Here is a 25,687-nt window from a genome sequence, read left to right as displayed (position 1 = left end):
GGTATGCGGCGTGCAGAATGTGAAAATCGAGGAAACGCTATAATATGGAGCTGAACGATAGCTCCCCAAAATGCAGCTTCTAACGATCGGAATCAACCATCACACTGCGCCTGTCGCCTTGCGCGAACGCGTGGCGTTTCCGCTCGAACAGATCAAGCCCGCCCTCGACACCTTCAAGGGCATCTGGCTGGGCCGCATGGCGCCCAATGCGCCGGAAGCGGCGATCCTGTCCACCTGCAATCGCACCGAACTCTATTGCGTCACCGACGACCTCGCCGCGCGCGAGGCCGCGATCCAGTGGCTGTCGAAATACCACAACCTGCCGATCGACGAACTCGCGCCGCACGTCTACGCACTGCCGCAGTCCGAAGCGGTGCGGCATGCGTTCCGCGTCGCGTCGGGGCTCGACTCGATGGTGCTCGGCGAAACGCAGATCGTCGGACAGATGAAAGACGCGGTGCGCACCGCGTCCGAAGCCGGCGCGCTCGGCACCTATCTGAACCAGTTGTTCCAGCGCACTTTCGCCGTCGCGAAGGAAGTGCGCAGCACGACCGAAATCGGCGCGCAGTCGGTGTCGATGGCTGCCGCCGCGGTGCGGCTCGCGCAGCGCATTTTCGACAAGATCGCGAATCAGCGCGTGCTGTTCATCGGCGCGGGCGAAATGATCGAGCTGTGCGCGACGCACTTCGCCGCCCAGCATCCGCGCGAGCTCGTCGTCGCGAACCGCACCGCCGAGCGCGGCATGCGGCTCGCCGAGCGCTTCAACGGCCGGGCGATTCCGCTGTCGGAACTGCCGGCGCGCATGCACGAATTCGACATCATCGTGTCGTGCACGGCGTCCACGCTGCCGATCATTGGCCTCGGCGCGGTCGAACGCGCCGTGAAAGCGCGCCGCCACCGTCCGATCTTCATGGTCGACCTCGCCGTGCCGCGCGACATCGAACCCGAAGCCGGCCAGCTCGAAGACGTGTTCCTCTACACCGTCGACGACCTCGGCGCGATCGTCCGCGAAGGCAATGCGTCGCGGCAAGCCGCGGTCGCGCAGGCCGAGTCGATCATCGAAACGCGCGTGCAGAACTTCATGCAGTGGCTCGACGCACGCAGCATCGTGCCGGTGATCCGCCACATGCACACGCAGGCCGACGCGCTGCGCCGCGTGGAAGTCGAGCGCGCGCAGAAAATGCTCGCGCGCGGTGACGACCCGGCCGCCGTGCTCGAAGCGCTGTCGCAAGCGCTCACCAACAAGCTGATCCATGGCCCGACGCACGCGCTCAATCGCGCGAGCAGCGACAACCGCGACACGCTCATCGAGCTGATGAGCGGCTTCTACAAACATTCCGGCTCCTCGGAGCGTTAGCGGCGCTCGCCGCATCGTGCGCGCCACACAGCATGTGGCTCGTCACGCGTCTCCGTCCCGGGCCTTCGCCCGCCCCTGGCAGCCTTCCTTTCCGGAGCCCGCTCCGCTACCCGTCCGATGAAAACGAGCATGCAACGCAAGCTCGACCAGCTCACCACCCGGCTGGCCGAACTGAACGACCTGTTGAGCCGCGCCGACATTACCTCGAACCTCGACCAATACCGCAAGCTCACGCGCGAACACGCGGAGCTGGGGCCGGTCGTCGAGCAATACGCGCTGTGGCGCCAGGCGCAGAACGACGCGGCCACCGCGCAGGAACTGCTCGCCGATGCCTCGATGCGCGATTTCGCCGAAGAGGAAATCCGCGCCGCGCGCGAGCGCATGGAGACACTCGGCGTCGAGTTGCAGAAAATGCTGCTGCCGAAAGACCCGAACGACGACCGCAACATCTTCCTCGAAATCCGCGCGGGCACCGGAGGCGACGAATCCGCGCTGTTCGCGGGCGACCTCTTGCGCATGTATCTGCGCTTTGCCGAGCGCAATCGCTGGCAGGTCGAGATGATGTCGGCGAGCGAGTCGGACCTCGGCGGCTACAAGGAAGTGATCGTGCGGATCGCCGGCGAGGCCGCGTATTCGAAGCTCAAGTTCGAGTCGGGCGGACATCGCGTGCAACGCGTGCCGGCCACCGAAACGCAGGGCCGCATCCATACGTCGGCCTGCACGGTCGCGGTGATGCCCGAGGCGGACGAGATCGGCGAAGTCGAAATCAATCCGGCCGACCTGCGCATCGACACGTTCCGCGCGTCGGGCGCGGGCGGCCAGCACATCAACAAGACCGACTCGGCGGTGCGCGTCACGCACTTGCCGACCGGCATCGTCGTCGAATGTCAGGACGACCGCTCTCAGCACAAGAACAAGGACCGCGCGCTGAAGGTGCTCGCCGCGCGCATCAAGGACAAGCAGGCCAACGAGCAGCAGGCGAAGGAAGCGGCCACGCGCAAGAACCTGATCGGCTCGGGCGACCGCTCGGAGCGGATTCGCACCTACAACTTCCCGCAGGGACGCCTCACCGATCACCGCATCAACCTGACGCTGTATCGCCTCGATGCGATCATGGACGGCGATCTCGGCGAACTGATCGCGGCGCTCGTCAGCGAGCATCAGGCCGAGCTGCTGGCCTCGCTCGGCGACGCGGACTGACGCCGCGCCGGCCCGAATGACTGAATGAAGCCTCGACGATGAGCGACGCCCCCTCGCCTCCCCTCACGCCGCCCGCCACGGCTGGCGCGTTGTTGCGCGCGTCGCCGCTGCCGCGGCTCGAAGCGCGGATTCTGCTCACGCACGTGCTCGGCTGGCGGCAAACGCAGCTGATTACGCGCGGCGACGAAGCGCTCGATCCCGCGAGCGTCGAGCGTTACCGCGTGCTCGAAGCGCGCCGCGCGGCCGGCGAGCCGGTCGCGCAACTGGTCGGCACGCGCGAGTTTTTCGGGCTCGAATTCGCCGTCACGCCGCACGTGCTGATCCCACGTCCCGAAACCGAACTGCTGGTCGAAACCACGCTCGCGGCGCTGGAACACCGGTCGCGGCCGTGCGTGCTCGATCTCGGCACCGGCACCGGCGCAATCGCGGTGGCGCTCGCGGCAACGCGGCCCGACGCGCGGCTCTGGGCGCTCGACCGCTCCGCCGACGCGCTCGCGGTGGCCTCGCGCAACGGTATGCGTCTGCTCGACGGCAATCGCCCGGGCGGCCCCGTGACGTTTATGCAAAGCGACTGGTACGGCTCGCTCGACGCGGCGCTGCGCTTTGACGTGATCGTCAGCAATCCGCCGTATATCGCGAGCGGCGACCCGCATCTGCAGCAAGGCGATCTGCGTTTCGAGCCGCGTGGCGCGCTCACCGACGAAGCGGACGGCTTGAGCGCGATCCGCGCGATCGTCGCCGGCGCGCCCGCCCGCCTCGTCGCCGACGGCGTGCTATGGATCGAGCACGGCTACGACCAGGCTGAAGCCGTGCGCGCGCTGCTCGCCGCGCGGGGTTTCGCAGCGGTCCGTTCGGAGCGTGACCTCGCCGGCATCGAGCGGATCAGCGGCGGCACGTGGCGCGGCGGAGCGGCCTGACCGCGCGCGCCAGCGGAGAGGAAATCGCGCACGCACGGCCCGCCGCACGAACCCTGCCGGACGATGCGGCCCCGGCTCACCGTACCGAAATCCGCTATCATTTCAGCCTATTCCCTACACATATCGGAACCGCAAGGTCAGCCATGGATACACAACAACGCATCAAGCAAATCGTCGACGGCAACAACGTCGTCCTCTTCATGAAGGGCTCGGCCCAGTTTCCGATGTGCGGCTTTTCCGGCCGTGCCATCCAGATCCTGAAGGCATGCGGCGTCAGCGAAATCGAGACCGTCGACGTTCTCAAAGACGACGAAATCCGCCAGGGCATCAAGGTGTTCTCGAACTGGCCGACCATTCCGCAGCTGTACGTGAAGGGCGAATTCATCGGCGGCTCTGACATCATGATGGAGATGTACGAATCGGGCGAACTGCAGCAGCTGTTCGCGGCCGCCTGACGTTCGCTCCCCACGGGCGCCGCAAGCCATGGAAACACGCGCTGCGGCGCCCCGCCGGCTGATCGTCGCGATCACCGGCGCGACCGGCGCCATCTACGGCGTCCGGCTGCTCGAAACACTGCGCCGGCTTGGCGGCGTCGAAAGCCATCTGCTGGTTTCAAGCGCGGGATGGCTCAACATCCAGCACGAACTCCAGTTGGGCAAGGAAGACGTGCATCCGCTCGCGGATGTCGTCCATTCGGTACGCGACATCGGCGCGAGCATCGCGTCGGGCTCGTTCGCGACCGACGGCATGATTGTCGCCCCCTGCTCGATGAAGACGCTCGCGAGCGTCGCGCACGGTTTCTCCGACAACCTCGTCACGCGCGCCGCCGACGTCACGCTGAAGGAACGCCGCCGGCTCGTGCTGCTCGTGCGCGAAACGCCGTTCAACCTCGCGCATCTGCGCAATATGACGGCCGTCACCGAAATGGGCGGCGTAATCTTTCCGCCGCTCCCCGCCTTTTATAACCAACCCGCTTCGATCGACGAGATGGTCGATCACACGGTCGCGCGCGTGCTCGATCTGTTCGCGCTCGGCCCGGCGCTGTCCCCCGCCTGGAAAGGGCTGCGCAACGCGCAGGACTGACGCCCGGCACCGCGGCTCGCGGCACCGGCGTACGTGCCGCGCCCTCTGGCGGCTCTGGCAGCGACACGGGACGATTAACAACATCGGCGACACAATCAAATCCGCTTTGGCCCGTTTATCAAGCAGCCGTGCGGACTTATATTCGTGGTAATTCAATCTCCACGCCGCGACCGCAAGGCCGCGTTGTCGCCATGAACCGCTTACCTTCGCTTTTTCTGTCCCACGGTGCGCCTACGTTGCCGATCGATCCGTCGATGCCGTCCGCTGAATTCGGCGCGCTGAGCGCGCAACTGCCGCGTCCCGAGGCCGTGCTGATGCTGTCCGCCCATTGGGGCAGCGCCCAGCCGCTCGCGAGCATCGCGACGGCGCCCGAGACCATCCACGATTTCTACGGCTTTCCGCGCCAGTTGTACGAAATCCAGTACCCGGCGCCGGGCGCGCCCGACGTCGCGCGCAGCGCCGCCGCGCTGCTCGGTGCGAACGGTATCGCCGCCGACGTTCAGCCGCACGGCCTCGACCACGGCGCATGGGTGCCGATGCTGCTTATGTTCCCGCATGCCGACGTGCCGATCGCGCAACTGTCGATCCAGCCGCATCTGAACGCGGAACATCATTTCCGCGTCGGCCGCGCGCTGCGGGCGCTGAAGGACGAAGGCGTGATGGTGATCGGCTCCGGCCAGATCACGCATAACTTGCGCGCCGCCGATTTTTCGGCGCGTCCGGAAGATGCCGATCCGCGCGTCGCCGAATTCACCCGCTGGTTCGAGGAGAAGCTCGCCGCACGCGACATCGACGCGCTGCTCGACTATCGCCGCCAGGCGCCGCACGCGGTGCTGATGCACCCGACCGACGAGCATCTGCTGCCCGTCTTCGCCGCACTCGGCGTCGCGGACGACGATTACTCGCTGGCGATCCAGTCGCTCGGCACTTACCAGCGCTCGCTGGCGATGACCAACTACGTGTTCGGCTCCGCCTGATCCGGCTTCGGCGCGCGCGGGCCCAACCGGCAACGGATCGCCAACACGCCCGCCGCCGCGCAGCGTCAACAAAAAAGCCCGCCTGAGCAACTCAGGCGGGCTTTGTTTCGTCCGGACCAGACCGACCGCGGTTGCGGTCCGGCAGCTCGGGAGCGCAGCGCTTAATGCGCGCCGATCCCTTCGAGCACTTCGTCGTGCTCTTCGCGCTCGTCGAGATACTCCGAGCGATAGCCGCTATTGACGCCCCAGTAGTAGAACGCCAGCGAGAAGGCGATCACGACCAGCATGTCCCAGCCGTACGGCAGGACGCCGAAGCCGCCGAACTCCTTGCTGCCGATCAGCGACAGAACCGCCATGACCGGCAGATACGCGACCAGCCACCATGCGGCCTTCAGATCGCGGCCCCAGCCCTCGAAGCCCGACTTCGCCTGGAAGTAGAAGTACACCGGCAGCGCGACGACCATCAGCAGGATGATTTCGCCGGTCAGCGGCCACTTCGCCCAGTACAGGATCAGCGAGGCGCAGACGAACGCGAACGGGGCGATCACCTTCATGCCCGCGATCTTCAGCGGACGCTCGAGATCGGTCGCGGCGCGGCGCAGCGCCATCAGGCTGATCGGGCCGGTCAGGTAGGAGATCACGGTCGCGACCGAGATCACCGCCGCGAGCGAGCTCCAGCCGCGGAAGAAGAACAGGAAGATGAACGACACGAACAGGTTGAACCACATCGCCGGACGCGGCACGCCATAGAACGGATGCACCTGGCCGAAGATCTTCGGCATCGTGTTGTTGCGCTCCATGGCGTAGATCATGCGCGTCGTGGTCGCCATATAGGTCGTACCGGTGCCGCTCGGGCTCACGAACGCATCGACGTACAGCAGGATCGCGAGCCAGTTCAGGTTCAGCGCGATCGCCAGTTCCGCGAACGGCGACGCGAAGCTGAAGTGGCTCCAGCCCTTCATCACGTCAGCCGGGTTCACCGAGCCAATGTAGGCGATCTGCAGCAGCACGTAGATCACGAGCGCGAGCAGGATCGAGCCGATCACCGCGAACGGCACGCTCTTCGCCGGATTGCGCGCTTCGCCGGCGAGGTTGATCGGACTCTGGAAGCCGTTGAACGCGAACACGATGCCGCTCGTCGCGACGGCGGTCAGCACCGCCGACCAGCCGTACGGCGCAAACGCGGTGGTCTGCCCGAAGTTCTCGGTGTGGACGCCGGTCAGCATCAGCCCGAGGATCGTGGCGCCGGGAATGATGAACTTGAAGATCGTGATCGCCGTATTGGCGCGCGCGAACAGCTTCACGCCCCAATAGTTCAGCAGGAAGTAGATGATCACGAGCCCGGCGGACAGCAGCAAGCCGTTCGTGGTCAACGATCCGTTGACGAAGAGCGCATGAGCCCAGTCGTAAGGCCACGTGCTCATGTATTGAATGGACGCCTCGGCCTCGATCGGAATCACCGATACGATCGCGATCCAGTTGGCCCACGCGCTGATGAAACCGACCAGCGCCCCGTGCGAGTAGCGCGCGTAGCGCACCATCCCGCCAGATTCCGGAAACATCGCGCCGAGTTCCGCGTAGGTCAGCGCAATCGCAAGAATCACAACCGCCCCGATGATCCAGGCGCAGATAGCGGCCGGACCGGCAATCTTTGCGGCCTTCCACGCGCCAAACAGCCAGCCCGATCCGATAATCGAGCCCAAACCGGTCAGCATCAGTGCGAATGGCCCGATGTTCCGTTGTATAGAACTTTTCACGTCTTCTCCTAAATCAGAACCATGCCGGCACCGCGTGACATCGCTTGTGGCGCTAGGAACGGGTGACACGCATGAATGCGCGTCGAAAGAGGCAAATCAGGTGCAACCGACGCGCGGCGCGTAGTTTAACGGTTGCACCGTATTACTGCAGCGAAATCAAGGGTTCTCCCTAACAAAAAGATGTCCAGATCCGCAAGCTTTGTAAGAAATTTACGACCAAGTCTGTCAAAGTATGGCCGAGAGTCTCACAGACTGTTGACCTTTTGGCGAAATCGCCGTATAAAGTTGGAGCAGGATTTCAAGTGGCGAGTGAAGTGGTTCTTTCGTAGGTCGCCCATCAACGGTACTCCGGTTGGTCCCATTACCCCTTCCTTGATTTTCATGCACCCCCGGGCTTCGGCCTTATTTACCATTTTTAGGAAAAAGTAATATGGAAACCGGTACCGTCAAGTGGTTCAATGACGCAAAGGGCTTTGGCTTCATCACGCCGGATGGCGGCGGCGAAGATCTGTTCGCGCATTTCTCGGAAATCCGCACGGAAGGCTTCAAGACGCTGCAAGAAAACCAGAAGGTGACGTTTGAAGTGAAGACGGGCCCGAAGGGCAAGCAAGCGGCTAACATCAAGCCGGTGTAAGCTCCGCGCTTCCTTCTGGACGCACCCCAAACCCCGCTTCGGCGGGGTTTTTTATTATCCGTCACAAATTGAATGCGCGGATTAACTTCGCAATCCGCTACGGTTTATTTGACGATTATTCGAGATTATCCAAACACGCGCCGGGCATGAATGCCGAGGCCGGTCGCCACACTCGCGAGCCGGTCGCCGAACACCGCTTTCGCATCCGGAAATGCCGCCGCCAGCGCGCCCGACAAAAACGCGAGGCCCGTCGAGCCGCCCGTGAAGTAGACCGCGTCGACATCGCGCGCCGCGACGCCTGCCGCCTGGACCGTATCGCGCGCCGCCTGCACGATGCGCCGCGTTTCGTCATCGCCGGCCTTGATGAGCTGCGCTTCGTCGAACGCGAGGCGCAGGTCGTCTTCCACTTCCTCGAGATCGATCACGGTCTCGCCGCCCGCCGCGACGCCGATTTTCGCCTCCTCCGCATGCGCGGCGAGCGCATGGCCAAAGCGCTGCTCGACGACGCGCATCAGCCGGTCGTGATGCCTTGCGTCGCTGAAAAGATGCCGCATCAGCGCCAGCTCGCTGACGCGCTTCGGCGTGTACACGGTGTTGATCAGGTGCCAGGTCGCGAGATCGAAATAGATCCGGTTCGGAATTTCGCGGCCTTCCGGATCGAGCGACTGATAGCCGAGTTCGCGCAGGATCGTCGAGAGTTCGACGCGGCGGTCGAAGTCCGTGCCCGCGACGTGCACGCCGTGATGAGCCAGCACGTCGTCCTTGCGCTCGACGCGCTTCATCCGCTGCGGCCCGACGCGCACGAGCGAAAAGTCCGACGTACCGCCGCCGATGTCGGCCACGAGCACGAGCCCCTCTTCCGTCAGATGCGATTCGTAGTCGAACGCGGCGGCGATCGGCTCATACTGGAAATGAATGTCGCGCAAACCGACCGTGCGAGCTGCGGCTTCGAGCTGCTGCTGTGCCATCTGGTCGGCGCGCGGGTCGTCGTCGACGAAAAACACCGGACGGCCCAGCACCGCGCGGTCGATCGCCTCGCCGGCGCTCGTTTCGGCCGAGCGCTTCAGGTGATTCAGGAAAATCGCGATCACGTCCGTATATTTGATCGCGGAGCCGTCGCCGAGATCGGTCGAATTCTCGGCGAGCGGCGAGCCGAGAATGCTTTTCATCGAGCGCATCAGACGCCCGTCGAAACCGTCGATGTAGGCCGCGAGCGCCGCGCGCCCGAATTCGCTGGTGTTTTCGTCGGTATTGAAAAAGACCGAGGTCGGCAGCGTTGTGTAGGCGCCCTCGACCGGCGCGAGCCTTAGCTGCACACCATCGGAAATCGCGACGGCCGAGTTGGAAGTACCGAAGTCAATCGCGCAATAGTTCATGGCAGGAATCGCCGCTCACGGCTGGCGCGGACAGAAAGGGGAGCGGCTTTGTATCACGAAAACTCGGCCAGTATCAACTGAGGTATCCGCGGTGGTCGGGACATCGCAAAACGCGAGCCGAACCAGAGCGAACGAAAGCGGGCAAAAACACACGGAACAGATATTGCTCCTTCGGGCAGGATACACCACCAGAATTCGCCATCACGGAGACTTCGAGCAATGAGCGCGCCGCCCACCGCCGCCATCGACGAGAAAAACGCCACGCTCATCGAGACCGATCTGCCCTCGCGGCTCGACCGCCTGCCGTGGGGCCGCTTTCATACGCTGATCGTCGTGGCGCTCGGCGTGACGTGGCTGCTCGACGGCCTTGAAGTGACGCTGGCCGGCGCGGTCGCGAGCGCGCTGAAAACGAGCCCGGCGCTGCGCTTCTCGAATGCCGACGTCGGCTTGGCCGGCAGCGCGTACATTGCCGGCGCGGTGCTCGGCGCGCTCGGCTTCGGCTGGCTGACCGACCGGCTCGGCCGCCGCAAGCTCTTTTTCATCACGCTCACGCTGTATCTGGCCGCGACCGCGGCCACCGCGCTGTCGTGGAATCTCGCGAGCTTCATGCTGTTTCGTTTCCTGACCGGCGCGGGCATCGGCGGCGAATACACGGCGATCAATTCGACGATCCAGGAATTCACGCCGGCGCGCGTGCGCGGCTGGACCGACCTCGGCATCAACGGCACGTTCTGGGTCGGCGCCGGACTCGGCGCGGCGGGCTCGCTGGTGCTGCTCGACCCGCACCTGCTGCCGGCCGATTGGGGCTGGCGCGCCTGCTTCTTCATCGGCGCGGTGCTCGCGCTCGCGATCCTGCCGATGCGCGTCTGGGTGCCCGAAAGTCCGCGCTGGCTACTCACGCACGGCGGCGAACGCGATGCGCGGGAGATCGTCGCCGGCATCGAGACGCGCTTTCGCAACGAAGGCCACACGCTCGCCGACGACAGCCTCACGCGGCTGCGGCTGCGCGCTCGCGGCCATACGCCATTGCGCGAGGTGTTCCATACGCTCTTTAACGTGCATCGACGTCGTGCGCTGGTCGGCCTCACGCTGATGACCGCGCAGGCGTTCTTCTACAACGCGATTTTTTTCACCTACGCGCTCGTGCTGACCGATTTCTATGGCGTGCCGGGCGGCCATATCGGCTGGTATCTGCTGCCGTTCGCGCTCGGCAATTTCCTCGGACCGATCGTGCTCGGCCGGCTCTTCGACGTGATCGGCCGGCGCAAGATGATCGCGACGACCTATGCGCTGTCGGCGATCCTGTTGACGCTCTCCGGTTACCTGTTCGAGCGGCAACTGCTCACCGTCGTCACGCAGACGGCCGCATGGATGGTGATTTTCTTCTTCGCGTCGGCGGCCGCGAGTTCGGCGTATCTGACGGTGAGCGAATCGTTTCCGCTCGAAATCCGCGCGCTCGCGATCGCGGTGTTCTACGCGTTCGGCACGGCGCTCGGCGGCATCGTCGGGCCGGCGTTTTTTGGCCGGCTGATCGACACGCACCAGCGCGGCGAAGTGTTTTTCGGCTATCTGGTCGGCTCGGCGCTAATGCTGGCGGCGGCGATCGTCGCGGCGATCTGGGGGGTGGATGCGGAGCGTAAATCGCTCGAACAGGTGGCGGCGCCGCTGTCGAGGGTGGGGGACGACGAGGATCAGCATGGGTAGTCAACGGGACTTTCGACGACCCGGCTCTTTCGCTCATGCCCGATATGTTCGCCACTCATGTTCACGACTCCGCGTCTACGCGCTGTAACGTCACGCGAGTTTTGACACTGTTTCACGAATAAGCAGGTGCCAGCGCCGAGTCATCTTGCGCGCCATGAGCGGCGCAGTGACATTGTGATCCCCGTCCACACAAGGCTTTTCAGCCACGAGGGTTGTGAACGACCACGCAAACAACGCATTCCTATGCGCTCACCACTCTATCCCGAAAAAAATATTCAAATCGCCCTTGGTAGCATGGTTCGGCACTTTTTTTGAGCTATAGACCTTTTCGGTCCGTATTGGGTGAAAGAGAAGATAAATTGAACAACGCGTACGGAGATTTTTGCATGGCCGATATTTTTTTAAAGATTGGCGGCATGGCAGGCGAATCGCAGGATGTCATTCATAAAGGTGAAATCGAACTCATTAGCTGGCACTGGAAGATGGCCCAGTCATCTTCGATGGTCTCCGGCTCAGGTGGTGGCATGGGCAAAGCTACGATCAATGATCTGCAATTCGTTCACCAAATCGATCGCGCCAGCCCCAATCTGATGCGTGATTGTCTCACCGGCCGTCGTATCCCCGAAGCTACTCTGTCGGTACGAAAATCCGGAGGACAGCCGCTCGACTTTCTGACAATCACAATGGGGGATGTTCTTATTACAGCTGTTGAGCCGATTGTTTTCGATTACAACTACCACGAAAGTGTCACCCTTTCCTTCGCTCGCGTAAAGCAGGAATATAAGATCCAGTCTCAGTCGGGCGGCAGTGCTGGTACCGTTACCGCCAGCTTTGATATCAGAGAGAATCGTGAACAATGAAAAGGTCTTATAACTACGTCGCACTGGCAATTGGCGGCGTCTTATTGATTATGGCGGCGCTTGTTGGTTTAAACACGATGGTTTTTTACCGAACCTCTGCTGTTGGTATAGCCAGAGTAGCCCGTCTGAATGCGGGTAACCATCACCCTCAAATAGAATTCGATGCCACCAATGGACAGCATTACCGCTTGCCTGCCAGTTCATGGCAGGCAGTAGAAATTGGCCAGAAATTAAGGATTCGCTATTGCGCTGATGCTCCCCGGGCATCTGTGGTAATCGACAGCATCATCGATATCTGGATATGGTTTTTCTTCTTGCTCTTTCTCGCGGCCATGTTTTTGATTGGTGGAGTAAGAGACTTGAGATTTGAGCGAGTAAGTATCAGATGAAGATATTGAGAAAAAGTGGTTGGACATTTGATACGAGTGCCGGCGGTGGGGCTGGCTACGGTATGTTTTCCACCGAAGGTGGAATATTTGTTCTCGATGATCTCGAAGGGAATAGACATCGATATTTTTTTAGTGCGTTCGGCCCCTCGCTTTCATGGGCGCTAACGTCACTTCTGCGTATTCCGAAACTGGCGCTCCCCAAGATTATTGTCAAAGGAGATGAATTGAGTGGATCGGCGGCTACGTCCAATTTCAAAAGCTATGGAAAACTTTTTCTAACCGAAAGCTTCAAAGGGGTGGATTTGAAGGACCCGCGGAGCCTCGAGGGTGGAACGGTATATCTGGAAGGGGCAGGAGGATATCTGCTGGGCGGCAACGGATCGTTAATGATGCAAGGGATCAGCCGAGCCTTGCTTTTGATGGGAGTCGCCAAACCAGATTTGATCGGCATGGCGATTCGAAGCGCTCCAGCAGCTTTGACAATGGCAGGCGTCAACGAAGGCCTACAGAATATGGCTGCCCTGGCATTCATGCCAGGGCAAATTACCTATTAGAGCCTTTACTCCGACGACTCCGACTGACATCGCTCCTGTACGCCCCGCATAACCCCACGAAAAAAACGCGCGAACAATGCCGCGCGTTTTTTATAGCCACTCACGGCAAGTGCCGCGAATCAGCCTCTCAAAAAGCCTTCTTCCACCCACCGCCATACGCGATGTCCGCGAACGGCGCACGCTGGCGCGCCGCCTTCTCGCGTTCGCGCAGCACCGGGTCCAGTTTCTCGACGTCACCATAATGGCCCAGCGAAATGACCGCGATCGGCTCGACGTCGCTCGGCAACTCGAAGGCCGTGCGGAATGCGTTCACGTCGAAACCGCTCATCTGATGCGCGGCCAGCCCCAGCGCATGCGCCTGCAATACCAGCGACATGGCCGCCGCGCCCGCATCGTATTGCGCGCAGCGATTCACCTCGCCCTTGTTCGTGAGCGTGTGCGCGGTCACCACGATCAGCACCGGCACGGGTGCATTCCAGCCTTGGTTGAACGGTACCAGCGTGGCAAAAGCCTTCTTGAATGCAACTTCGTCGACGCTGCGATCGAAGACGAGAAAACGCCAGGGCTGCGCGTTGTACGAAGACGGCGCCCAGCGCGCCGCTTCGAGCACGGCGCGCAGCTGCTCGCGGCTCACCGGCTCGCTCGAATACGCGCGCGGGCTCCAGCGGCCTGCAATCAGCTCGTGAATGGCAACTTCAGTAGAGGCGGGTTTGTTGGTCATGCGCTTCTCTCGGTGGAAATCCATGATCGCCGGGCGGCTGCCCGGGGCCACATAGGATAACGGGCTTTCGGCACACGCTCCACCGGGCGGGACGGTCGTATGCGCGCTAGCCGCAAAAAGCGGACGGCCCCGTTGCGGGGCCATCCGCTGCTGCGTGTTTTACGACGCCATCACACTGGGCAAACAGCGTTAGACCGCCTGCGGCGTCGGCACCTTGGCCGGCCGGTTGATACGCAGCACGATCACCGCGGCGACGAGGCACAAGCCGCCCGAGATCATCGACGCCACAGTGTAGGTGCCGAGGCTCGCGCGCAGCATGCCTGCGCCGAGCGCCGCAAACGCAGCACCGAGCTGGTGGCCCGCCACCACCCAGCCAAACACGATCGGCGCCGATTCCTTGCCGTAGACGTCGGTGGCAAGACGCACGGTAGGCGGCACCGTGGCAATCCAGTCGAGGCCGTAGAACACCGCGAACAGCGGCAAACCGAAGAAGTCGATACCGAACGCGTGCGGCAGATACATCAGCGACAAACCGCGCAGGCCGTAGTACCAGAACAGCAGTACGCGGCTATTGAAACGGTCCGACAGCCAGCCCGACAGCGTCGTGCCGAACAGATCGAACACGCCCATCGCAGCGAGCAGCGACGCGCCCTGCACCTCGGTCATGCCGTAGTCTCCGCACATCGCGATCAGATGGGTGCCGACATAGCCATTGGTGCTCGCGCCGCAAATAAAAAAGCTGAAGAACAGCAGCCAGAAATCGCGCGTCCGGCTCGCCGACGCGAGCGTGCCGAATGCGATCGCCAGCGGATTCTGCTTCGTGACGGTCTTGGCGAGCGGCGCATCGTGCGGCTCGCCGTACGGGCGCAGTTTCATGTCTTCCGGATGCTCGGGCAGCAGGAACGCGACGAGCGGAATCACGATGCCGGCCGCGAGCGCCACGACCCACACGACCTGGCGCCAGCCGTAGTGCTCGGCGATCGCCGCGAGCATCGGCAGGAACACGAGCTGGCCCGTGGCCGAACTGGCCGTCAGGATACCCATCACGAGACCGCGGCGCGTCGTGAACCAGCGCGTCACGACGGTCGCCGACAACGATAGCGCCGCCACGCCGGTCGAGCCGCCGACCATCACGCCCCAGATCAGCACCATCTGCCACGGGTGCGCCATCAGCGACGACAGCGCCACGCCCGCCGCCATCGTGGCGAGCGCGGTCAGCAGCGTGGGACGCACGCCGAAGCGCTGCATCGCGGCCGCCGCGAACGGCCCCATCAGGCCGTACAGCGCAATGTTCACGGAGATCGCCAGCGAAATCGTCGCGCGGCTCCAGCCGAATTGGTGTTCGAGCGGCACCATCATCACGCTCGGCGTGGCGCGCGTGCCCGCCGCGGCGAGCAGCACCAGAAACACCACGGCGACGGTCAGCCACCCGTAGTGGAAACGCCCGCCTATCAGTCTCGCAGCCCAGTTCATCGGTTCTCCAGTCGACGCGCGCCGTGCAGCAGCGCCGCGCGTATCGTTACGGCTTCGGCAAAGGAACTTGTGACAGAGCGGTCACAATAGTGTTGCGATCTTAGTTACCGATCGGTAACATGTCAAGGCGTCAATTTCAGCAGGTATCCATCCATGTCCGATAGCGAAACTCCCAAGCCTTCTCCGGCACGGCGCGCGCGCGGCGTGCCGACGGCCGGGCCGCAGGCGCAGCGCAATCTGTTGCGCGCCGCGAGCGAACTGTTCTATCGCGAAGGCGTGCGCACGGTCGGCGTCGATGCGGTGGTCGAGCATGCCGGCGTGAACAAGATGAGTCTGTACCGGCAGTTTTCGTCGAAAGACGAGCTCGTGATGGCCTATCTCGAACAGAAGGACGAGCAGTTCTTCGGCTACGTGGAAAAAAGCTTCGCCAAACATCCGGGCGAACCGGCAAAGCAGCTTCAGCAGTATTTCGACGATCTCGCGGTGCGCGCATCCATCGAGAACTATCGCGGCTGTCCGTTCGTGAACGTCTCGGTGGAATTCGCAGATACCGGGCATCCGGCGCGGCAGTTCGTGTTCCGCAACAAGGAGCGTCTGATGGCGCGTCTGCTCGACCTGTCGACGGCGGCCGGCGCGGACGATCCGGCCGCGCTCGCGAATGCGCTCGGCTTGCTGATCGAGGGCGTGTATGCGGCGAGTCAGACGTACGGGCCAGGATGCGGACCGATTCTGGCCGCGCCGAAGGTTGCCGCGCAGTTGATCGCCGCAGCGTGCGGTGGGCCGCAAGCGCGTTGAGTTGGCGCCGATCCCCGCCGCTAAAATGGCGTTTTTACCCGCCTCGCTCATCCCATGCCGTTGCCCGCCGAATCTCACGACACCGTTATCGCCGCAACCCGCCACTGGCTGACCGAGGCCGTGATCGGGCTCAACCTGTGCCCATTCGCCAAAGCCGTGCATGTGAAAGGGCAGATTCGCTACGCGGTCAGCGACGCCGAAGACATGGAAGCGGTGCTGGCCGATCTCGAAGCCGAGCTTCAGGCACTCGTCGATGCCGATCCGAATGCCGTCGACACCACGCTGCTGATCCTGCCGCGCGCACTCGGCGATTTCCTCGACTTCAACGATGGCCTCTACTTCGCGGACCGGCTCATCAAACAGTTGCGACTCGAAGGGATCATCCAGATCGCGAGCTTTCATCCGTATTACCAGTTCGAAGACAGCGAGCCCGACGACATCGAGAATTACACGAACCGGGCGCCCTATCCGATCCTGCATCTGCTGCGCGAAGACAGCATCGATCGGGCCGTGGCAGCGTTCCCCGAGGCGGAAGAGATCTACGAGCGCAATCAGGACACGCTGCGGCGCATCGGTCTCTCGGGCTGGAATGCGTTGATGAAACGGTGAAGCGGTAAAGCGCGCCACGCTAACGGCTATTCACGCCGCGCGCCAAACCGCCTGCCCACCAAACCGACGAACTCAAAGAAACGTCAAGCAAAGACTTCAAGCCGGCAAAAAGAACCGCTCTTTCAACGCCTCGAGCCCGAGCGTGTCCATCACCTCGGTCAGCCGTTCGGCCGGCCGGCGCCGCGGCAGATCCTTGTAGTGCGCGACGATCAGCTCGTTTTTCATCGAGTGTTCCCAGCCGACCAGCTCGGTCACGCTGACCTGATACCCGTGCGCCTCGAGTTGCAGACAGCGCAGCACATTGGTGATCTGGCTGCCGAATTCGCGCGTATGCAGCGGATGCCGCCAGATTTCCGTCAACGCATTCTTCAGCGACCGTCCCTTGTTCTGCCGCAACACGCCGGCCACTTCAGCCTGACAACACGGCACGACGACGATGTACTTCGCGTGCTTTTCGAGCGCGAAGCGGATCGCATCATCGGTCGCGGTATTGCACGCGTGCAGCGCCGTGACGATGTCGACCTGCGCGGGCAGACGCGTCGACGTGATCGACTCCGCCACCGACAGATTCAGGAACGACATCCCCTTGAAGCCGAGCCGCGCGGCCAACTCTTCGGACTTCGTAACGAGTTCTTCGCGCGTTTCGATGCCGTAAATGTGCGAAGCCCCACCTGCGGTGTCCTGAAACTCCTTGAAAAAAAGGTCGTACAGAATAAAACCGAGGTAGGACTTGCCCGCGCCGTGATCGACGAGGGTCAGGCCGTCTTGTGCGCTCTTGAGGTCTTTGAGCAGCGGCTCGATGAACTGAAACAGGTGGTAGACCTGCTTCAGCTTGCGGCGGCTGTCCTGATTCATCTTGCCGTCGCGCGTGAGGATATGGAGTTCCTTCAGGAGCTCGACGGACTGGTTAGGACGGATTTCGTGAGATTTACCTGACATCGTGTAAGCCGGCATCAATTACAACGCGAACGTGCGACAGATGACGGAAAAAGAGAAAAGTTGCTGCCAGTTTACCCAAAGTGCGACGCTCCCCGCGAGGAAGCCGTACGAATCATGCAAGGCATGCCATCAACCTGGAACACTTCCTGCTCGGAAAGCGACGCGCGGAGGCGTCGCGGGAATGGCCTGAAGACAGCTTATGCGCCGGCCGGGCTCCCGGGTCCAAGCCGTGTCGCCAGAAACAGGACGCTGCAGGCGCAACGCCGGACACGCGAACCGAAAGCATGTGGGGAGGACGGTCCCGGAACACGGACCGAACGTTACGTAACCAGCGGCACGTCCGGATCGCAACCGGACGTGTGCTCGGATGATAGATGAGGCAGCAATGGATACGGTACCCAACGGCAACGTTGAACAGAAGTTTCAGGAAATGCTGGCAAAGCTCACCACGACGCCAGCCTGGTCGGAGAAACAGCAGCTCGAACTGGAGATGGCGCGAGACATCTCCACCGAAATGCTGCGGCTCGCGGAAATCATGCGCGACGGCAGCGTCGATCTCGAAACGTGCCTCACGATGCTCAAGTACGCGAAAGTACTCGACTTCGTGATGACTACGCTGGCGTCGCGGCGCGACATCAAGCCGCAAACACTGCGCGTCATCTTCAAGCTCGCCGGGCTGAAAGTGGACGAAGCCTACCCCGGCTAGCGGTTCGGGAGCGCGGCGCGAATCGCCGGATGCCTGGCATTGCGTAACGAACTCCCATTCACGACGATCCGCCATGACAATGCGCGAGCGGCTGGACGCCGCTCGCGATGCAAGGCCTCTGCTCTTTTGAGTCGCTCGCGACGCTGCCTTCCATTCACGCCTGCGGCGCTTCGAGCGGCGGCGTTCCCTCATGAAATAGCGTTTTGAGCTGCGTGCGCAGTTCCGGCGAATCCGCATGTTTGTGAACCGAGACCGCGTGCTGGACGGCAGCTTCGAGCAATTCGCTCTCGCTGTCGGCGGACAACGCAACGGTGCAATGCATTTCGCTCGGAAACTCGCGACAGTCGATGTATTGGCGGCTCATGGCAATCTCCTTGATAGAGACGATCGGCCCTTCCATCGATTGAACGCGCGAAGCGCGTCGGCTGCCATCTGACGCGATGACGCTGCCGCGCATGGCGACGGCGGGCGACACGGCGCAGCAAAGCGAGGGGATCAACGCGGTGATCGACGGGGGAACGACGCGAACGGCGTCCGATGGAAGGTGTTTGAAAAGTATAGGTCGCGAGGGTCGGCAGCGATGCGGCGAACGCCATGCACAGCAACGCCGGGGGCGACGGAATCCAGTATTTTCCGGCCCATCCGCACCGCGCCGAACGTCGTGTCTGTGCCGGTATCGGTACCCGGCCGCGTTTGCTCCCTGCTGCGTGCGATGTGACAATGACGCCCTTCGCGCTGCGGTCCGCTCGTTCCGCGAACCCGGCGCTGCCAGCCCCGCTTATCCGCAGAACCGCATGCCATCCTCGCTCGATTCCCCCTGCGTCGCCGTGATCGGCGGCGGCCCCGCCGGCCTGATGGCCGCCGAGACGCTTGCCCGGCGCGGCGTGCAAGTCCACGTGTATGACGCGATGCCGTCGGTCGGCCGCAAGTTTCTGATGGCGGGCAAAGGCGGCATGAACATCACGCATTCGGAACCGCTCGAACCGTTTCTTGGACGCTACGGCGCACGCCGCGCGCAGATCGAGCCGCTCCTCGACGCGTTCGGCCCCGATGCGCTGCGCGCGTGGCTGCACGACCTGGGCGTCGAGACGTTCGTCGGCAGTTCGGGGCGAGTCTTCCCGTCCGACATGAAGGCCGCGCCGATGCTGCGCGCGTGGCTGCATCGGCTGCGCGAAGCGGGTGTGCAGTTTCATATGCGCCATCAATGGAGCGGTTGGGCCGCGACTCCCGGCGACGCCGCGGCTCACTCGCTTCGGTTCGACACACCGGGCGGCGAAGAGACCGTCTGCTGTGACGCCGTGGTGTTCGCGCTCGGTGGCGCGAGCTGGCCGCGCCTCGGCTCCGACGCCGCATGGGTGCCGCTGATGGCCGCGCGCGACATACCGGTGACGCCGCTGCGCCCCGCGAACTGCGGCTTCGACGCGGACTGGAGCCCTTATCTGCGCGAGCGTTTCGCGGGTCAGCCGCTCAAGCCCATCGCGATCACACTCACCGATTTAGACAAAAAAGTCCACAATCGACAAGGTGAAGCACTTCTGACTGAAACGGGCCTCGAAGGGAGCCTGATTTACGCGTTGTCGGCGCCGATCCGCGAGCGGATTCTGGCCGACGGCGACGTCACGATTTCGCTGGATCTCGCGCCAGGCTTGCCTCTCGAGCGAGTCGTCGCGGAAGTGACGCGACCGCGCGGCTCGCGTTCGATTGCGAGCCATCTGCATGGCCGGATCGGGATTGGCGGGGTCAAACTGGCGCTGCTGCACGAAATTCTGCCAAAGGAAGCCTTCACCGACGCCACCGCTCTCGCGCAGGCGATCAAGGCGCTGCCGGTACGGCTCGTACGGACGCGGCCGATCGAGGAAGCGATCAGCACCGCCGGCGGCATTCCGTTCGAAGCGCTCGACGGCAATCTGATGATCGGGCAGATGCCCGGCGCGTTCTGCGCCGGCGAAATGCTCGACTGGGAAGCGCCGACCGGCGGATATCTGCTGACGGCGTGCTTCGCGAGCGGGCTCGTGGCGGGTCGGGGCGCGTGCGCGTACCTGGAAGCGCGCGCGGCTTCGGTGTGAGGCGCGGATTGTGATTGGGGTGCGGACCGGGGCGCAAATCAAGTGGCAAATCGAGTGGCAAGGATACAGCGCCCCTCACGCCGTTTTCCTTCACCGCACCTTAAGCCGCCACAACGAAGTCACCTCGGCCGCCCGTGCCGCATGGAGCGGATCGTTCCTGTCGCTCGCCTTCGGATGCCGCGGACGAATATCCTCGCGCCCCGCGACGCTGAGCCCCGCGTTGTCGATGGCGGCCAACAGCCATTCGCGCGAGCGCAGACCGAGATACTCGGCGAAATCGGAAATGATCAGCCAGCCTTCGCCGCCCGGCGACAGATGATCCGCGAGACCGTTGAGGAAACCGAGCAGCATGCGGCTGTCCGGATCGTAGACCGCGTATTCGAGCGGCGATGCGGGCCGCGCCGGCACCCACGGCGGATTGCAGACGACGAGCGGTACCTGCCCTTGCGGAAACAGATCCGTCTGCACGATCTCGACTTGCTGCGCGTAACCGAGACGCGCGAGGTTTTCGCTCGCGCACGCGAGCGCGCGCGGGTCCTGATCGGTCGCGACGATTTTCTGCACGCCGCGTTTGGCGAGCAGCGCGGCCAGCACGCCCGTGCCAGTGCCGATGTCGAAGGCTTTGTCGAGCGCGGGCAGCGGCGCGCGCGCGACGAGATCCACGTATTCGCCGCGCACCGGTGAAAACACGCCGTAGTGCGGATGGATGCGCTCGCCGAGCGCGGGAATCTCCACGCCCTTCTTGCGCCATTCGTGCGCGCCGATCAGACCGAGCAGTTCGCGCAGTGACACGACCGAGGCTTCATCAACGGCTGGCCCGTAGGCTTCCTCGCACGCCTGCCGCACGTCCGGCGCGCGGCGCAGCGAAATGCCGTAATCGGCGTCGAGCGGAATCAGGATCATGCCGAGCGTGCGTGCGCGTTGCGACTGTGCCTGCCGATGCAGATTGAACGCATCGAGCGGCGTCGCGCCCTGCTTGCGCGGCTTGCGTTCGAGCCGGCGCGTAACGGCTTGCAGCAATTGGCGCGCGTTCTGGAAGTCGCCGCGCCACAGCAGGGCCGAGCCTTCGCAGGCGAGCCGGTAGGCCGAGTCGGCGGTGGTGCGGTCATCGGCGACGACGACGCGCTTCGGCGGCGGCACGGCCGCCTCGGAACGCCAACGCGCGGTGCGCGGGCCGTCGGCTTCGGGCCAGGTGATGGTTGCGGAAGTTGCGGCGCTGGTCATGAGATCGGGTGGGGTCGATGGTGCGTCGCCGGAGCCGTTGCCCGCTGCTGCGAGCCGGAACGTCCGCGGGCCATACCGGGCGACGCCCGAATAGTACCGTACCGGTGGTGCGTGGACCGGTGGAGCGAGGTGTACAGGGCGTACCGGTGCAGAGGTTAAGGTGAGTTCCGTAGTGCGGTTAGCACGGAAAATAGACTAAAAAGTCCACAATCGACAAGGTGAAAGAGATATCTCTATTTCGAAGTGGTATGGAATGCTCTCCATCCATGCGAAGTCACCATAAAATTCTCATTTACCACGATATTTCATTGAATATTTTCTCAGAAAAACAAAAAACGCCGTCAAAACATCGACGGCGTTCTTTTTTCTCACGGTTCGAGCCAGCCACGCGAAATCAGGCACCAGCGGGCCCCGCCCGCCGGTGCCGGGCCGCATCAACCGGTCAGCACCGAGTTGTAGGCCGTACCCGCGATCACCACGTTGTTCAGCGTGATGCCGTTCGTGTTGGCGACGAAAACCGGTCCCGGCACCGTCGACGATGCCGGTCCGACGCACACCGGCGTACCGAGGTTGCAGTTCGTGATCGTCACGCCTGTGATCGGCGTGACGGTCGGCACCGGCAGCGGACCGTTGTAGTCGGCGGCCACCGGACCCTGCGCGACGATCGCCTGGAAGCACGAATTCGCGCCGGCGGTGAAGCCCGACGTCATCGCGTACGTTACGCTGCCCGACACGTCGGTCGCGGTCACGTTCGAGATGTTGACGTTGTTGATCGTCGCCGGATTCCAGCGCACCGCATCGCCCGACGCGCTGTAGTCGCAGTCGAACGTGATGAGGCCGCCCTGCCCCGTCGACGGGTTCGCCGCGAGGCCGACCGTGCCCGTGCCCGGCACCGAACCCGGGAAAGCCGAGCCGAGCGCGCCGCCGCCGAACTTGCCCGCGAGGTTCACGCCGTTGGGCAGCGTCACGCCGTTGATCCACACGTTGTTGATGAAGCCGCCGCGGTTCATGTTGGTCTTGAAGCGCAGCGCGATGTTCAGCGGATTGCTGGCCCAGTTCTCGTTCTGCATCGTCAGATTGCGCGCGTAGACGTTTTCCACGCCCGCGCTCATTTCGCTGCCGATCGTGAGACCGCCGTGGCCGCTTTGCATCGTGCAGTTCTGGACCACGATGTTCTGCATCGGACCGTACTCGGTGTCGAGGCACTTGCCGGACTTGATCGCGATGCAGTCGTCGCCGGTATTGAACTGGACGTTCTGCACGAGCACGGTGTTGCACGCGTCCGGATCGAAGCCGTCGTTGTTCGGGCCGACGCTGTCGGCGAACACGCCGTCGATCACGACGTTCGAGCAGGCGGTCGGATGGTGCTGCCAGAACGGCGTGTTCTGCGTGTGGTAGTTCTGCAGCAGCACGTTGGTGCAGCCGATGAACTCGATCATGCACGGACGCAGATAGTGGCCGTTGCCGAACACGCGGTTCAGCACCGGCACGCCGAGCTCGGACAGCGCGGGCAGATAGTTCTGATCCTGATTCCAGCCGGTGCCGGTGAGCAGCGTCATCAGCGTCGTGGTGGTGCCGTCCTGGTTCGTGAACGACACGTTGGCCTTCGGATTCGTGATCTGCGACGAGGGAAGGCTCGTCAGCGCGACGTTGTTCGGATTCGCGTAGGCCTGCGTCGTCGTGGTCGAGCTGGTGCAGCCGTAGGTGCTGCTCGATCCCTTGAACGTCCACCAGCACGAAGTCGGCGGCTGGGTGCTGAGCTGGATCGGCGTCATGGCCTGGCCGTTGAGCACGCAGCTGTTGTCGTCGGCGGTCACGGCGATGTTCTTCTGCTGATACGCGTAGATCGGCGAGCCGAAGTTCAGGCAGTCGTTGGCCTGCCAGCGCGTCCAGTACAGGTTGCCGTTTGCGGTCGGATACGGGCCGTTCTTCGCGTAATCGGCCGGGTTCGGGCTGAAATAGATGGTGCAGCCCGCGGTGAGGTGGAAATTCACGTTGCTCAGCAGCACGATCGGGCCGCCGCAATACCAGTTGCCGGCCGGCACGACCACGCGGCCGCCGCCGGCCTGGTTCGCGGCGCGGATCGCGGCGTTGAACGCGGAGCACGCATCGTAGGCCGAGTCTGTGTAGTCGCACGGCACCATGATGTTCGAGCCGGGGCTTTGCAGGTCGCTCGTCGGATGCGCGGTCTGCTCCGAGCCGCCGGTCACCCAGGGAATCGGGCCGCCCGGCCACGCGGTCGACAGGATCAGGGCCGCCGCGGGCAGCGGCTGCGCGCCGTAGCTCGTCACCTGAAAATCGGTCGACGCGAACATCGACGGTGTGATGTTGGCGAGCTTGTTGATGATCGCCGTGGCTTCGCCGCTCGGCCCCCAGATCGGATCGGCTGCCGCGGTCGGCGGCGGGGTGGTGGCGGGCGGCGTGGTGCTGCCGCCGTTGCTGGCGGAAGGCGAGTCGGAACTGCCGCAGCCGGGCAAGCCGGCAATCAGCCCGGCCCCGGCCGTGGCGCCGGCGAACGCGAGAAAGCTGCGGCGAGCCGGCGATTGCGGGCGCTCCTGCAGCGCGTCGTTGCATGATGCGTCTACTTTTTTTGTCATGAAGCTCTAGTCTCCTGTCACTTATATGGTGTGCCCGACACGTGCCGCAGCGCCTACGAACGCGGATATTTCAATCCTATCTTGTAAGACGACATACAAATAATCGAGGTTTACCTGAATAGGAAAGGCAGCGAATTTGCTTATTTCTGTCGGGAGATTTTTCGTTTTATGACGGAAACTGGGCTATGTGCGTGAGTACACCACACATCATGATGTAAGACATACGATAACAATGAACAAAAGTTAGCGTGATGAGGGCGAGCTCCCGAGAAGCGCGGGACGCGCAACAAAAACCCCGTAAACCATTGGGTTCTACGGGGTTGCAGATACCGCCGAAATTCAGCGCGCCAGAAACGCGGCCGGTGGCACGAAGCGTCGAACGGCTCGACTCCGCTCAACTCAACGCATCGCGCGACATCACGGCCAACTTCAGCCAGCCCGCCGGCGCAGCTTCAATCGCCGTCTTCGTCGTCCGGCTTCTTGAGCCGCTTCCGATGTGCGGCAACTTTCGCGCGATTGCCGCAAACCGCCATGCTGCACCACCGCCGGGCATGTCCGCGTGTGTGATCGACAAACAGCAGCGTGCAACGAGGACCTTCGCACGCTTTCACCTGCGTGAAATCCTCGTTGCACACGAGCTGCGCCAATGCCTGCGCAATCGGCATCAACAAAGATTCGGGCGATTTCCAGCGGCGGCTCTCGCGAAATTCCAACGCGGCATCTACGCCGGGCACGACTTCGCCATATCGCTCGTCCCGCCCGAGAAGCTGATTCAAGGGCTCGAGCCCGACGAGATCGGCGGCAGCCAGCGGCCGCCCTTTGTTCTCGCTGACGAAGCGCCTGAACCACTCGCGTAACGCTCGCGCCTGCCCGGCGACCACATCGAATTCGTGCGATGCGAATTGCGCGCGCAATGCCGCCTGCGCCTCGGGCGGCATCATTCGCGCCTGCTCGAGCCAGGCCAGCAGCCCTTCGCCGTCGCTGATCCAGTCGACTTCCTCATCCCCAGGAGTCGCGACCGAGTTCAGGAAATCGAGGCCCGGCGCGTCGGCCACGAACATCGCAGGAATCTGACGGTAGTCCATCTCTCGCGTGAAGACAGGTAGTTTCGATGTCTACCATCGTAACCACTAAAAATCGCCTTGACAAGTTACACACCAGATTAGTAACCTCTAAAAACAAATTTAACAGGTTACTTTGGTGCTGCATGTTGATGCGGCAGACAGACGTTTCTTCCGTTCGGAGACGAGCCCTGCCTCGAATCGTGTTCAGCCTGTTCCGATCCGCCACGCTGTGTCCCACTGTCCGCATGGAGAGAAGTCATGACCGCTATCCGCTATCGCCACGCCAACGTCGACGGTTTCAAGGTGTTCTATCGTGAAGCCGGAGCCCGGCACGCTCCAAAGCTATTGCTGCTGCATGGTTTTCCGAGTTCGAGCCATATGTTTCGCGACCTGATTCCGAAGCTCGCCGACCGTTTCCATATCGTCGCGCCCGATCTGCCCGGATTCGGACAGTCGGACATGCCGGCGCGCGACACCTTCGCCTATACGTTCGACCACATCGCCGAGGTGATCGAACGTTTCACCGAGGTCGTCGGCTTCGACCGCTTTGCCGTGTACGTAGTCGAGCCTGAACAATCCTCGAAGCCTTATGGTGCAAGGCTTTGCGCTCTGAATGGGGTTGAGGGAATTGCAGGAAGCAGGCATATTAACGCGTAATTCCTGCATTTTTTGACGAGGTGCGGAT

Annotated in this window: 24 protein-coding genes and 1 pseudogene; 16 read left to right on the top strand and 9 right to left on the bottom strand. The window is 62.9% G+C overall.

Annotated features, from left to right (window positions below; genetic code table 11):
• The first annotated feature begins 70 nt into the window (after window positions 1-70).
• From hemA to G3N58_RS19105, 6 genes are all read left to right on the top strand, one after another.
• Window positions 71-1,357, top strand: a complete 1,287-nt coding sequence (hemA, locus tag G3N58_RS19130) for a glutamyl-tRNA reductase (protein ID WP_167045721.1) — start codon at window positions 71-73, stop codon at window positions 1,355-1,357.
• Window positions 1,358-1,474: 117 nt separating this feature from the next.
• Window positions 1,475-2,557 carry a peptide chain release factor 1 gene (gene prfA / locus G3N58_RS19125; protein ID WP_167045718.1) on the top strand — a complete coding sequence of 361 codons (1,083 nt, stop codon included), beginning with the start codon at window positions 1,475-1,477 and terminating at the stop codon, window positions 2,555-2,557.
• 38 nt (window positions 2,558-2,595) lie between these two features.
• Window positions 2,596-3,474 (top strand): peptide chain release factor N(5)-glutamine methyltransferase, encoded by an 879-nt coding sequence (prmC, locus tag G3N58_RS19120; RefSeq protein WP_205999934.1) that lies wholly within the window; start codon window positions 2,596-2,598, stop codon window positions 3,472-3,474.
• Between the two features lie 143 nt (window positions 3,475-3,617).
• Window positions 3,618-3,929: a Grx4 family monothiol glutaredoxin gene (grxD, locus tag G3N58_RS19115; RefSeq protein WP_167045712.1), complete on the top strand. Its 312-nt coding sequence runs from the start codon at window positions 3,618-3,620 to the stop codon at window positions 3,927-3,929.
• Window positions 3,930-3,957: 28 nt separating this feature from the next.
• A complete protein-coding gene (locus G3N58_RS19110) occupies window positions 3,958-4,557 on the top strand; it encodes a UbiX family flavin prenyltransferase (protein WP_167045709.1) in 600 nt (199 codons plus the stop codon).
• 191 nt (window positions 4,558-4,748) lie between these two features.
• Window positions 4,749-5,534 (top strand): class III extradiol ring-cleavage dioxygenase, encoded by a 786-nt coding sequence (locus G3N58_RS19105; protein WP_205999933.1) that lies wholly within the window; start codon window positions 4,749-4,751, stop codon window positions 5,532-5,534.
• Between the two features lie 161 nt (window positions 5,535-5,695).
• Here the strand turns inward: G3N58_RS19105 and G3N58_RS19100 are convergent, their stop codons facing one another.
• Complete coding sequence (locus tag G3N58_RS19100) at window positions 5,696-7,291, bottom strand: APC family permease (RefSeq protein ID WP_167045703.1); 1,596 nt, start codon at window positions 7,289-7,291, stop codon at window positions 5,696-5,698.
• Window positions 7,292-7,721: 430 nt separating this feature from the next.
• Between G3N58_RS19100 and G3N58_RS19095 the strand changes: the two genes are divergently transcribed.
• On the top strand, window positions 7,722-7,925 hold the full coding sequence (locus G3N58_RS19095) for a cold-shock protein (protein WP_007180251.1): 204 nt from the start codon (window positions 7,722-7,724) through the stop codon (window positions 7,923-7,925).
• 125 nt (window positions 7,926-8,050) lie between these two features.
• On the opposite strand, the gene G3N58_RS19090 is transcribed toward G3N58_RS19095, so the two are convergent.
• The gene (locus G3N58_RS19090; RefSeq protein ID WP_205999932.1) at window positions 8,051-9,301 is read right to left on the bottom strand and encodes an Hsp70 family protein; all 1,251 of its coding nucleotides are present in this window, start codon (window positions 9,299-9,301) and stop codon (window positions 8,051-8,053) included.
• A 219-nt stretch (window positions 9,302-9,520) separates the two neighbouring features.
• Here G3N58_RS19090 and G3N58_RS19085 point away from each other — a divergent pair, with 219 nt between their 5' ends.
• The 4 genes from G3N58_RS19085 to G3N58_RS19070 all read left to right on the top strand — a co-directional run bounded on the left by G3N58_RS19085 (window position 9,521) and on the right by G3N58_RS19070 (window position 12,808).
• Complete coding sequence (locus G3N58_RS19085; protein WP_205999931.1) at window positions 9,521-11,005, top strand: MFS transporter; 1,485 nt, start codon at window positions 9,521-9,523, stop codon at window positions 11,003-11,005.
• 386 nt (window positions 11,006-11,391) lie between these two features.
• Window positions 11,392-11,865, top strand: coding sequence for a type VI secretion system tube protein Hcp (locus tag G3N58_RS19080; protein WP_167045696.1), 474 nt, complete (start codon window positions 11,392-11,394; stop codon window positions 11,863-11,865).
• Window positions 11,862-12,254: a DUF3592 domain-containing protein gene (locus G3N58_RS19075; protein WP_167045691.1), complete on the top strand. Its 393-nt coding sequence runs from the start codon at window positions 11,862-11,864 to the stop codon at window positions 12,252-12,254. The genes G3N58_RS19080 and G3N58_RS19075 overlap by 4 nt, the downstream gene beginning before the upstream one ends.
• Window positions 12,251-12,808 (top strand): hypothetical protein, encoded by a 558-nt coding sequence (locus G3N58_RS19070; RefSeq protein WP_205999930.1) that lies wholly within the window; start codon window positions 12,251-12,253, stop codon window positions 12,806-12,808. Before G3N58_RS19075 ends, G3N58_RS19070 begins: the two co-directional genes overlap by 4 nt.
• A gap of 127 nt (window positions 12,809-12,935) precedes the next feature.
• On the opposite strand, the gene G3N58_RS19065 is transcribed toward G3N58_RS19070, so the two are convergent.
• Together G3N58_RS19065 and G3N58_RS19060 are read right to left on the bottom strand one after the other, a co-directional pair.
• Complete coding sequence (locus tag G3N58_RS19065) at window positions 12,936-13,529, bottom strand: nitroreductase family protein (RefSeq protein ID WP_205988941.1); 594 nt, start codon at window positions 13,527-13,529, stop codon at window positions 12,936-12,938.
• A 189-nt stretch (window positions 13,530-13,718) separates the two neighbouring features.
• Window positions 13,719-15,002 carry an MFS transporter gene (locus tag G3N58_RS19060; RefSeq protein ID WP_167045683.1) on the bottom strand — a complete coding sequence of 428 codons (1,284 nt, stop codon included), beginning with the start codon at window positions 15,000-15,002 and terminating at the stop codon, window positions 13,719-13,721.
• Between the two features lie 153 nt (window positions 15,003-15,155).
• Between G3N58_RS19060 and G3N58_RS19055 the strand changes: the two genes are divergently transcribed.
• Together G3N58_RS19055 and G3N58_RS19050 are read left to right on the top strand one after the other, a co-directional pair.
• Entirely contained in the window at window positions 15,156-15,797 is a 642-nt protein-coding gene (locus G3N58_RS19055) for a TetR/AcrR family transcriptional regulator (protein ID WP_205999929.1), read from the top strand.
• A 54-nt stretch (window positions 15,798-15,851) separates the two neighbouring features.
• The gene (locus G3N58_RS19050; protein WP_167284143.1) at window positions 15,852-16,406 is read left to right on the top strand and encodes a DUF1415 domain-containing protein; all 555 of its coding nucleotides are present in this window, start codon (window positions 15,852-15,854) and stop codon (window positions 16,404-16,406) included.
• Between the two features lie 96 nt (window positions 16,407-16,502).
• Here the strand turns inward: G3N58_RS19050 and G3N58_RS19045 are convergent, their stop codons facing one another.
• Complete coding sequence (locus G3N58_RS19045) at window positions 16,503-17,345, bottom strand: SAM-dependent methyltransferase (protein ID WP_167045674.1); 843 nt, start codon at window positions 17,343-17,345, stop codon at window positions 16,503-16,505.
• A 385-nt stretch (window positions 17,346-17,730) separates the two neighbouring features.
• Between G3N58_RS19045 and G3N58_RS19040 the strand changes: the two genes are divergently transcribed.
• The gene (locus tag G3N58_RS19040) at window positions 17,731-18,051 is read left to right on the top strand and encodes a DNA-binding protein (protein ID WP_167045671.1); all 321 of its coding nucleotides are present in this window, start codon (window positions 17,731-17,733) and stop codon (window positions 18,049-18,051) included.
• 154 nt (window positions 18,052-18,205) lie between these two features.
• Here the strand turns inward: G3N58_RS19040 and G3N58_RS19035 are convergent, their stop codons facing one another.
• Entirely contained in the window at window positions 18,206-18,415 is a 210-nt protein-coding gene (locus G3N58_RS19035) for a DUF1059 domain-containing protein (protein WP_167045668.1), read from the bottom strand.
• Between the two features lie 430 nt (window positions 18,416-18,845).
• Here G3N58_RS19035 and G3N58_RS19030 point away from each other — a divergent pair, with 430 nt between their 5' ends.
• Complete coding sequence (locus G3N58_RS19030) at window positions 18,846-20,117, top strand: TIGR03862 family flavoprotein (RefSeq protein ID WP_205999928.1); 1,272 nt, start codon at window positions 18,846-18,848, stop codon at window positions 20,115-20,117.
• 90 nt (window positions 20,118-20,207) lie between these two features.
• Here G3N58_RS19030 and G3N58_RS19025 read toward each other — a convergent pair whose 3' ends face one another.
• The 3 genes from G3N58_RS19025 to G3N58_RS19015 all read right to left on the bottom strand — a co-directional run bounded on the left by G3N58_RS19025 (window position 20,208) and on the right by G3N58_RS19015 (window position 25,023).
• Window positions 20,208-21,341 carry a class I SAM-dependent methyltransferase gene (locus G3N58_RS19025; protein ID WP_205999927.1) on the bottom strand — a complete coding sequence of 378 codons (1,134 nt, stop codon included), beginning with the start codon at window positions 21,339-21,341 and terminating at the stop codon, window positions 20,208-20,210.
• A 434-nt stretch (window positions 21,342-21,775) separates the two neighbouring features.
• Window positions 21,776-23,938: a glycoside hydrolase family 28 protein gene (locus tag G3N58_RS19020; RefSeq protein ID WP_205988937.1), complete on the bottom strand. Its 2,163-nt coding sequence runs from the start codon at window positions 23,936-23,938 to the stop codon at window positions 21,776-21,778.
• A gap of 452 nt (window positions 23,939-24,390) precedes the next feature.
• Window positions 24,391-25,023 carry an ABATE domain-containing protein gene (locus G3N58_RS19015; RefSeq protein WP_205999926.1) on the bottom strand — a complete coding sequence of 211 codons (633 nt, stop codon included), beginning with the start codon at window positions 25,021-25,023 and terminating at the stop codon, window positions 24,391-24,393.
• A gap of 237 nt (window positions 25,024-25,260) precedes the next feature.
• Here G3N58_RS19015 and G3N58_RS19010 point away from each other — a divergent pair.
• Window positions 25,261-25,563, top strand: a pseudogene (locus G3N58_RS19010) (alpha/beta fold hydrolase); the annotation flags it as partial.
• Between the last annotated feature and the right edge of the window lie 124 nt (window positions 25,564-25,687).

It is taken from the genome of Paraburkholderia sp. Ac-20342 (assembly GCF_017104985.1).
GTDB lineage: Bacteria > Pseudomonadota > Gammaproteobacteria > Burkholderiales > Burkholderiaceae > Paraburkholderia.
This window is presented reverse-complemented; position numbering and strand designations above follow the sequence as displayed.

Excerpts from the sequence above, each read along its gene's own strand:
- hemA (WP_167045721.1), top strand. The coding sequence starts at position 71 with ATGCAGCTTCTAACGATCGGAATCAACCATCACACTGCGCCTGTCGCC.
- prfA (WP_167045718.1), top strand. The coding sequence starts at position 1,475 with ATGAAAACGAGCATGCAACGCAAGCTCGACCAGCTCACCACCCGGCTG.
- prmC (WP_205999934.1), top strand. The coding sequence starts at position 2,596 with ATGAGCGACGCCCCCTCGCCTCCCCTCACGCCGCCCGCCACGGCTGGC.
- grxD (WP_167045712.1), top strand. The coding sequence starts at position 3,618 with ATGGATACACAACAACGCATCAAGCAAATCGTCGACGGCAACAACGTC.
- G3N58_RS19110 (WP_167045709.1), top strand. The coding sequence starts at position 3,958 with ATGGAAACACGCGCTGCGGCGCCCCGCCGGCTGATCGTCGCGATCACC.
- G3N58_RS19105 (WP_205999933.1), top strand. The coding sequence starts at position 4,749 with ATGAACCGCTTACCTTCGCTTTTTCTGTCCCACGGTGCGCCTACGTTG.
- G3N58_RS19095 (WP_007180251.1), top strand. The coding sequence starts at position 7,722 with ATGGAAACCGGTACCGTCAAGTGGTTCAATGACGCAAAGGGCTTTGGC.
- G3N58_RS19090 (WP_205999932.1), bottom strand. The coding sequence starts at position 9,301 with ATGAACTATTGCGCGATTGACTTCGGTACTTCCAACTCGGCCGTCGCG.
- G3N58_RS19085 (WP_205999931.1), top strand. The coding sequence starts at position 9,521 with ATGAGCGCGCCGCCCACCGCCGCCATCGACGAGAAAAACGCCACGCTC.
- G3N58_RS19080 (WP_167045696.1), top strand. The coding sequence starts at position 11,392 with ATGGCCGATATTTTTTTAAAGATTGGCGGCATGGCAGGCGAATCGCAG.
- G3N58_RS19075 (WP_167045691.1), top strand. The coding sequence starts at position 11,862 with ATGAAAAGGTCTTATAACTACGTCGCACTGGCAATTGGCGGCGTCTTA.
- G3N58_RS19070 (WP_205999930.1), top strand. The coding sequence starts at position 12,251 with ATGAAGATATTGAGAAAAAGTGGTTGGACATTTGATACGAGTGCCGGC.
- G3N58_RS19065 (WP_205988941.1), bottom strand. The coding sequence starts at position 13,529 with ATGACCAACAAACCCGCCTCTACTGAAGTTGCCATTCACGAGCTGATT.
- G3N58_RS19060 (WP_167045683.1), bottom strand. The coding sequence starts at position 15,002 with ATGAACTGGGCTGCGAGACTGATAGGCGGGCGTTTCCACTACGGGTGG.
- G3N58_RS19055 (WP_205999929.1), top strand. The coding sequence starts at position 15,156 with ATGTCCGATAGCGAAACTCCCAAGCCTTCTCCGGCACGGCGCGCGCGC.
- G3N58_RS19050 (WP_167284143.1), top strand. The coding sequence starts at position 15,852 with ATGCCGTTGCCCGCCGAATCTCACGACACCGTTATCGCCGCAACCCGC.
- G3N58_RS19045 (WP_167045674.1), bottom strand. The coding sequence starts at position 17,345 with ATGTCAGGTAAATCTCACGAAATCCGTCCTAACCAGTCCGTCGAGCTC.
- G3N58_RS19040 (WP_167045671.1), top strand. The coding sequence starts at position 17,731 with ATGGATACGGTACCCAACGGCAACGTTGAACAGAAGTTTCAGGAAATG.
- G3N58_RS19035 (WP_167045668.1), bottom strand. The coding sequence starts at position 18,415 with ATGAGCCGCCAATACATCGACTGTCGCGAGTTTCCGAGCGAAATGCAT.
- G3N58_RS19030 (WP_205999928.1), top strand. The coding sequence starts at position 18,846 with ATGCCATCCTCGCTCGATTCCCCCTGCGTCGCCGTGATCGGCGGCGGC.
- G3N58_RS19025 (WP_205999927.1), bottom strand. The coding sequence starts at position 21,341 with ATGACCAGCGCCGCAACTTCCGCAACCATCACCTGGCCCGAAGCCGAC.
- G3N58_RS19020 (WP_205988937.1), bottom strand. The coding sequence starts at position 23,938 with ATGACAAAAAAAGTAGACGCATCATGCAACGACGCGCTGCAGGAGCGC.
- G3N58_RS19015 (WP_205999926.1), bottom strand. The coding sequence starts at position 25,023 with ATGGACTACCGTCAGATTCCTGCGATGTTCGTGGCCGACGCGCCGGGC.